Source organism: Mesorhizobium sp. M1A.F.Ca.IN.020.03.2.1, from assembly GCF_004023205.1.
GTDB lineage: Bacteria > Pseudomonadota > Alphaproteobacteria > Rhizobiales > Rhizobiaceae > Mesorhizobium.
The window spans coordinates 1-7,918 of sequence record NZ_RZSV01000238.1 but is presented as its reverse complement, the minus strand read 5'-3'; the positions used below and the strand labels follow the sequence as shown (position 1 = coordinate 7,918).

Annotated in this window: 7 protein-coding genes; 1 reads left to right on the top strand and 6 read right to left on the bottom strand. The window is 65.3% G+C overall.

Annotation, left to right across the window (positions count from 1 at the left end):
* The coding region (locus tag EOA79_RS26645; RefSeq protein ID WP_164893957.1) for a ComEC/Rec2 family competence protein at positions 1–1,897 on the top strand (1,897 nt) is incomplete at its 5' end.
* Here the strand turns inward: EOA79_RS26645 and lexA are convergent.
* The 6 genes from lexA to EOA79_RS26615 form a co-directional block, all read right to left on the bottom strand.
* The gene (gene lexA, locus EOA79_RS26640; RefSeq protein WP_066992799.1) at positions 1,891–2,625 is read right to left on the bottom strand and encodes a transcriptional repressor LexA; all 735 of its coding nucleotides are present in this window, start codon (positions 2,623–2,625) and stop codon (positions 1,891–1,893) included. The two genes, EOA79_RS26645 and lexA, sit on opposite strands and share 7 nt — an antisense overlap.
* 116 nt (positions 2,626–2,741) lie before the next feature.
* Positions 2,742–3,947 carry a gephyrin-like molybdotransferase Glp gene (gene glp / locus EOA79_RS26635; protein ID WP_095825376.1) on the bottom strand — a complete coding sequence of 402 codons (1,206 nt, stop codon included), beginning with the start codon at positions 3,945–3,947 and terminating at the stop codon, positions 2,742–2,744.
* A 1-nt stretch (position 3,948) separates the two neighbouring features.
* Positions 3,949–4,428 (bottom strand): cyclic pyranopterin monophosphate synthase MoaC, encoded by a 480-nt coding sequence (gene moaC / locus EOA79_RS26630; RefSeq protein WP_095825377.1) that lies wholly within the window; start codon positions 4,426–4,428, stop codon positions 3,949–3,951.
* Between the two features lie 2 nt (positions 4,429–4,430).
* Entirely contained in the window at positions 4,431–5,246 is an 816-nt protein-coding gene (gene trpC, locus EOA79_RS26625; protein ID WP_206522094.1) for an indole-3-glycerol phosphate synthase TrpC, read from the bottom strand.
* 1 nt (position 5,247) lies between these two features.
* A complete protein-coding gene (gene trpD / locus EOA79_RS26620; protein ID WP_067319924.1) occupies positions 5,248–6,258 on the bottom strand; it encodes an anthranilate phosphoribosyltransferase in 1,011 nt (336 codons plus the stop codon).
* Positions 6,255–7,918 (bottom strand): peptidyl-prolyl cis-trans isomerase (locus EOA79_RS26615; RefSeq protein WP_128293443.1); only part of this gene is annotated, 1,664 nt, incomplete at its 5' end. The genes trpD and EOA79_RS26615, both read right to left, overlap by 4 nt.

The following is a 7,918-nucleotide window of genomic DNA, read 5'->3' as shown; positions in this document are numbered from 1 at the left end:
CGAGGAAATGGCCAATGGCCGCGTCAGGCTAACCATCGATCTCGTCTCGACCGCGCATCCAAAGCTGCGCTACGCGCCGGATCGCGTCAGGCTTTCGGCACGCAGGATCCCGGCCGGCATGAAGGCCGGATCGCTGGTGATGGGTTACGCGCGGCTTCTGCCGCCGACCGGGCCGGTCCGTCCCGAAAGCTATGATTTTTCCTTCGACAGCTATTTTTCCGGCATCGGCGGCAGCGGATTTTTCCTCGGCGACCCGAAAGTCATTCCGCCAACCGACCCGATCGCTCAGACGAGCATCGCCTCGGCCATCGAGAACGCGCGCGAAAATATTGCCGACCACATCAGAAGCACCGTCGGCGGACCCGAAGGCGAGATTGCCGCCGCACTGATCGTCGGCGTGCGCGCCGGCATTCCCGAGGACATCAACGAGGCGATGCGGCGGACCGGCATCTATCACATCATCTCGATTTCGGGCCTGCACATGGCGCTGGTCGCCGGCACGGTCATGCTTCTGCTGCGCGGCGCCTTTGCGCTGTTCCCGGATTTTTCGTCACGCCGGCCGGTGAAGAAATATGCCGCGACAATCGCGCTTATGTCGATCGCCGCCTATCTCGTCATCTCCGGCGTGGTGGTCGCCGCCGAGCGAAGCTTCATCATGCTGGCCGTCATGCTGATCGCCGTGCTTTTCGACCGCGCCGCGCTGACGATGCGCAACTTGGCGATCTCGGCCATCGCCGTCATCCTGGTGTCGCCGCATGAAGTGGTTGGCCCGAGCTTTCAGATGTCGTTCGCGGCAACCGCCGCCCTTGTCGGCGCCTATGCCGGCTGGTCCGACTACCGCGCCGGCAAGGTGAGAGCGCCGCCGGACAAGCGTTCGTTCCTGCGGTTCATGTCGCACAAACTGGCAGTCGGAGCAGGTGGCGCCGCAATGACGTCGATCATTGCCGGAAGTGCCACGGCGCTGTTTGCCATCTGGCATTTCCAGCGCGTCTCGCCGCTCAGCCTGCTGGCCAATCTCGCGATCATGCCGATCGTCACGATCGTGATGTTTCTCGCCGTCGCCAGCGCGGTCATGATGCCGTTCGGCTTCGACGGGCCCTTCCTCTATTTGATGGGCAAGGGCCTGGCGGCGATGATCGCGATCTCGGCGTGGATTTCGGAGTGGTCGCCGGTCGATGCCGTGGGCCTGATCTCGATCCATTCGGTGCTGCTGGCGACGATCGCGCTCGTCATCGCCACGATGGCGACTACCTGGCTCAGGCTGGCCGCAATTCCTTTCGCTGCCGCGGCCGTGATGATCATCCCGCAGGTGCGCACGCCGGACCTGCTGATCTCGGAGGACGCGCATCTGGTGGCGATGCCGATCGGCGGCGGCGAACTCGCCATCAATCGCGCCCGCTCCAACGAGTTCACCACCGATAACTGGAAACGTGCGCTCAAGGCCGAAACGATCGTGCCGCCGGAGACATTCGCCAAGGGCACGCTGGACTTGGCCGATCCGGTCGACCTGCCGCCTGGATCGCCCTTTTACTGCACGGGCGATCTCTGCATTGGCCGGCATCCATCAGGCGCGATCGTCGCGCTCGCCGAGAACCGCGAAGCTGCCCGGCCTGCCTGCGACTTCGCAGACCTCATCGTCATCAACGACGCCACGGCCTACAATCCCTGCCACGATCCACGTATCCTCGTCGTCACCAAGCGGCAGCTCGCGCGCGACGGCAGTGCCGCCGTCTTCTTCGATCCGCAATCGGCGACGGCGCGAGCAACCATTCAATACGCCGTCGAAAAACCGTACCGCCCTTGGCACGAACAGCGGCGCTACTCGCGTGAGGCGAGGGGGTTGGCGCCTTACAAGAAGCCCGAGAAGCCGGAGGCCAAGCCACAGCCCCCTCAGTAGCGGCGGATGAGCCCGACGAGCTTGCCCTGAACCTTGACGCGATCGGGACCGAAGATGCGCGTCTCATAGGCCGGATTGGCAGCCTCGAGCGCGATGGAGGCGCCCTTGCGGCGGAAGCGCTTCAGCGTCGCCTCCTCGTCATCGACCAGCGCCACGACGATCTCCCCGGGGCTCGCAGTGCTGGCGTTGCGGATGATGACCGTGTCGCCGTCGAAGATGCCGGCCTCGATCATCGAATCGCCTTTGACCTCGAGCGCGTAGTGCTCGCCGCCCGCGATCATGTCCGGCGGCACTGTGATCGAATGCGTCTGGTGCTGGATGGCGTCGATCGGCACGCCGGCGGCAATGCGACCCATCACCGGGATGGAGACGGCTGAAACGGCGTCGTCGTCATTGCTGGGCGTCGGCGTGCGGGCGGGCGCCGCGGGTTTGATCTGGCGGCCGAGATTGCCTTGGCCGCCCTGGATGACGCTCGGCGAGAACTTCTTCGCCGCATTGAGGCCGGGCGCGATCGAGTCAGGTAGGCGCAGCACTTCAAGGGCACGCGCCCGGTTCGGAAGCCGGCGAATGAAACCGCGCTCCTCCAGCGCCGTGATCAGGCGGTGGATGCCCGATTTCGAGGCAAGGTCGAGCGCTTCCTTCATCTCATCGAAAGACGGCGGAATGCCGCTTTCCTTGAGCCGTTCATGGATGAACATCAGCAGTTCATGTTGTTTGCGCGTCAGCATGGCGGCCCCCATGGGTTCTGAAACCAGAATCAGAAAAACAAACCCAGAACAAACACTATCTGTTCCAGTTGTGTTCCGCAACCGTTTAAAGTTTAGTGAATGTGTTGACGTTTTGTTCAGCGTAACATCAGAACGGTGCACTCCTCGCCGGCTTCAGCCGCCGGTGCGAAGGGTTGGCGCACGATCAGGCCATTGGCATCGGCGAGCATCCTCAACATCGAGGAATCCTGGGTGCCGAACGGTGTTGCGATCAACCCCCCCGCATCTTCGCGGACCACGGCGCGCACATAGTCCTGCCTGAGATCGTTGGCGTGCATTGCGACGCCTAACCGGGCCGTGCGGATTTCCTGACGGCAGGACCGGCCGCCCAGCCGCGCCAGAAGCGGCTTCAGGAACAGCTGCGAGCAGACCAGGCTTGCGACCGGATTGCCGGGCAGGCCGATGCAGCGAATGTCGCCGAGCCGGCCAAACATCAGCGGCTTGCCGGGACGCATGGCGATCTTCCAGAAGTCGAGCTGCATGCCTTCGCCGGTCAGCACGTCATGGATCAAGTCGTGGTCGCCGACGGAGGCGCCGCCAAGCGTGACGATGACGTCGGCGCCGGCCTTGACCGCCTTCTTGACCAGGGCCGCGATCGCGTCCTTGCGGTCGGCGGCAATGCCGAGGTCGAGCGCGCGCGCGCCGACCGACTGGGCCGTAGCTGTGACGCCACAGGCATTCGACGAGATGATCTGGTCGGGGCCGAGCGCGCTGCCCGGCGGCAGCAATTCATCGCCGGTGGCGATGATGGCGAGCAGCGGCTGCCGCACCACGTTGAGACTCGGATGGTTGGCCGATGCCGCCAGCGAAAGCGCCGCCGGATCGAGCTGGCGGCCTTTTTCGAGGAGCAGGTCGCCCTCGCAGAAGTCGAGGCCGCGGCGACGGACGTTTCGTCCCTCCACGGTCGGCTCGGTCACTTCGATGCCGCCGCCGCCGAGATCGCGGACATTCTCCTGGATAACGATGGTATCGGCGCCTTCGGGGAGCGGCGCGCCGGTGAAGATGCGCACGGCCTCGCCCTTGCCGACAGAGCCGGTGAAGCCACGCCCGGCGGGCGCCATGCCGATCACGGAGAGCCGCGCCGGCGCCGAGGCTACGTCGGCGGCCCGCACGGCATAGCCGTCCATCGCCGACGCATTGAAGGGCGGCTGGGTGCGCAGAGCCACCACGGGGTCGGCCAGCACCCGACCGGACGCGTCGGCCAGCGGCACGCTTTCGCCTGGCAGCGCGGTCGCGCCGTCCAACAGGCGTTGGAGCGCCTCGGCGACCGGAAGCAAAGCCATGCTAAGGACCTACCTTGTAGTCGCCCGACTTGCCGCCGGTTTTCTCGACCAGCCTGATGCCGGAAATCGCCATGGCGCGGTCCGCTGCCTTGGCCATGTCGTAGATGGTGAGGCAGGCAACCGACGCCGCGGTCAGCGCCTCCATTTCGACCCCGGTCTTGCCGGTAACCCTGGCAAGCGCGGTGACCCTCAGGCCGGGAAGCGCGCGATCGGGCTCGATCTCGACGGCAACCTTGGTGAGAAGGAGGGGATGGCAAAGCGGGATGAGCTCATGCGTCTTCTTGGCCGCCATGATGCCGGCGAGGCGCGCCGTGCCAAGCACGTCGCCTTTCTTGGCGTCGCCGGCCAGGATCATCTCCAGCGTTTCCGGCTGCATGGTGACATACCCTTCGGCGATGGCCGTGCGCGTCGTCTCGGCCTTGCCGCCGACATCGACCATGTTGGCTTCGCCCTTGGCGCCGAGATGCGTAAGCGCGGGCATCCTCAAACGGCCTCGGCCGGCGCCTTGCCCGTCAGCAGAAGGGCGGTCGCGGCGGCCACGTCGGCCTGCCGCATCAGGCTTTCGCCAACGAGGAAGGTGCCGATCTTGCTCTTTTCCAGCCGGCGGCAGTCCTGATGGGTGAAGATGCCGCTCTCGCTGACCAGCAGCCGGTCGTCCGGGACCATGGCGGCAAGCCTCTCGGAAACGTCGAGGCTGGTTTCGAAGGTTCTCAAATCGCGGTTGTTGATGCCGATCAGCCGCGACGAGAGGCGAAGCGCGCGTTCCATCTCCTGTTCGTCATGCACCTCGACCAGCGCGTCCATGCCGAGATCGAAGGCCGTGACTTCCAATTCACTGGCCAAGGCGTCGTCGACGCTCGCCATGATGATGAGGATCGCGTCCGCGCCCCAGGCGCGGGCTTCATGAACCTGATACGGGTCGAAGAGGAAATCCTTGCGCAGGGCGGGCAGGCCAACGGCGGCGCGCGCTGCGGTCAGAAAGCCGGGCGCGCCCTGGAAGGACGGTGCGTCGGTCAGCACCGAAAGACAGGCAGCACCGCCTTGCTGATAGGCCCTGGCGAGCGCCGGCGGGTCGAAGTCGGCGCGGATCAAGCCCCTGGAAGGGCTGGCCTTCTTGATCTCCGCAATCAGCGCGAAGCCGCCGGCCTTCCGCTTGGCCTCAAGCGCCGCAAGGAAGCTGCTCGGGGGTTCCGCATCCTTGGCCTTCGCCTTGACCTCGGCAAGCGGCGCGCTGAGCTTTGCGGCGGCGATCTCATCGCGCTTGTAGGCTTCTATCTTGCGCAGGATATCGGACAAAATTCTAACCGTTCGAAATCTCGATGAGCTTGTCGAGCACCGCGAGCGCCCGGCCGCTGTCGATGGCCTGCGCTGCTGCCTCGATGCCATCGCCGAGCGTCGTCGCCTTGCCGGCCACCACCAGCCCGGCGCCGGCATTCATCAGCACGGTGTCGCGATAAGCGCCGGCAGCGCCGCCCAGCATATCGCGCAATGCCTTGGCATTGTAGGCCGCTTCGCCGCCGCGCAGATCCTCTTTGTTATGCCGCTTCAGTCCGACCGCTTCCGGAGTGAGGGTAAAGGTGCGGATCTCGCCGCCGGCGAGCTCTGCGACCTGCGTCTCGCCCGTGGTGGTGATCTCGTCATAACCGTCGCCGTGCACGATCCAGGCATGATCGGTACCCAGCGCCTTCAGCGTCTCAGCCACCGGCATGATCCATTCGGGCAGGAAGACGCCAACCATCTGCCGGCCGACGCCGGCTGGATTCGACAGCGGCCCGAGCAGATTGAAGATGGTGCGCGTGCCGAGCTCGCCCCGGACAGGACCGACATGCTTCATCGCCGGATGATGCGCTGGCGCGAACATGAAGCCGACGCCGGCCTCCTGGATGCAGCGGCCGATCGTCTCCGGTGCGATGTCGACCTTGACGCCGAGGGCCATCAGCACATCCGCCGCGCCGGTCAGCGAGGACAGGCCGCGATTGCCGTGCTTGGCCACCGGAACACCCGCGGCGGCGATGACGAATGCCGATCCGGTCGAAATGTTCACCGAGTGCGAATTGTCGCCGCCGGTGCCGACGATGTCGATGGCGCCGCGCGGGGCTTCGACGCGGAGCATCTTGGCGCGCATCGTGGCGACCGCGCCGGAGATCTCGCTCACGGCTTCGCCGCGCACGCGCAACGCCATCAGGAAGCCACCGATCTGCCCCGGCGTCGCGTCGCCCGACATGATGATGTCGAAGGCCTCGCGCGCTTCCTCGAAGGAGAGCGCGGTGCCGGTCGCGACCTTGGCGATATATGTCTTAAGCGCGCTCATCGTGTCTGTGCTTGGGAAACGGCGGCCGGATCGATACGAACGTCATATTGCGACTGCAGCTGCGCCACCAGCTGATCGAGCAGGTCGTCGGATATGCCGGCGCTGAAAGATTTCTGCGCGTCTTCCGGGACAGAGCTGCCATCGGCACCGGCAGGTTCGAAGACTTCGGCAACCTTGAACAGGATCTGACCGTCGCCGGTGGGCGAGGGGATCAGGCCCGTGCTGCCTTCGCCGACGCCGAACATGGCCGCCGCGCCCTCCTTGCCGAAATCGGCATCGTCGGCTTCGCGCTTCAGGCCGCGCTTGGTCTGCTTCTCGAGCTTAAGCTCGCCCGCGATCACGTCGAGCGTCGCACCGGCCTTGAGGCGCTTTTCCAACTCCCCGGCCTTGGCGGTGAGCCGCTTGTCGGTCTCGGCCGCGGTCCAGTCGGCCACCACCTTCTGGCGAACCTCGTCCAGCGTGCGGTCGCGCGCCGGCGTGATCGACTGGACTTCATAGAAAACGAAGCCGTTGGCGGCAGTGGTCAGGCCTTCATTCTCGGTGTTCGGCTCGGCCTCGAAGACGGCCTTGATGAGGTCCGCCGATTGCGGCAGGTCGTTGACGATCGTGCCGTCCGGCCGCTGGCCGGTGCGGTCGATGGCGTCGATGGTGACGACCTTGAGCTTTAGCTTGTCGGCCGCCTGGGCAAGCGAGGCACCGGAAGCGCGGGTGTCCTCGTAGCTGTCGTGGACGTCGAGCAGGACGCGGCTTGCCTCGCCGAGCGCAAGATCCTTGCGGATCTGGTCGGACACTTCCGAAAGCGGCTTCACCACCTGCGGCTTGATCTCGGTGACGCGCAAGAGCACCGGGCCGAAGGCGCCCTGAACCACCGGGCTGACCTCGTTGACGTTGAGCGAGAAGGCTGCGTCGGCCACCGCCTTGTCGGCGATCTTGTCCTTTGCCAGCGTGCCGAGCACGGTGTCGGCCTGCGTCTTGCCCTCTGCGGTGACGATCTTGTCGAAGGTGGCGCCGGCCTTCAGGGAGTCAAATGCCGCCTTGGCCGCGTCCGGCGTCTTGAACACCAGCTGTTCGATGGTGCGCATTTCGGGCGTCGTATAGCGCGCCTTGTTCTTGTTGTAGTCGTCAGCGACCTGCTGATCGGTGACCGCCGTCGGGTCCATGATGTCCTGCGGCTCAAGCCGGATATAGGAGAATTTGCGGTATTCCGGCGCGGCGTAGTTCTTCTTGTTGGCTTCGAAATAGGTTTTCAGCGCGCTGTCGGACGGCGCCTCGATCGGCTGGACGAGTGTCTTCGGCAGGACGAGATAGTCGATCGTGCGGTCCTCTCCGCGATAGAGCGCGACCGCCTTCAGGAAGGTCTGCGGCGCCTTGAGGCCGTCGGAAATCGCCTCGACGATCTGTTGGCGGACCGCCACCTGCGAGCGGTTCTTCAGATAGTCCTCGGGTCGCATGCCGATCTGGCTCAGCAGATATTCGAAGGTCCTGCGGTCGAACTGGCCGCCTGGACCCTTGAAGGCCGGATCCTCGCGCGTCAGCTCGGCCAGCCGGTCCTTGGAAAGGCCAAGCCCGAGCTTGCGAGCCTGCTCGTCGAGAACGGCGCCGGAGACGAGCTGCGCCAGGACCTGGTTGTCGAGGCCGAGCAGCTTAGCCTGTTCATGCG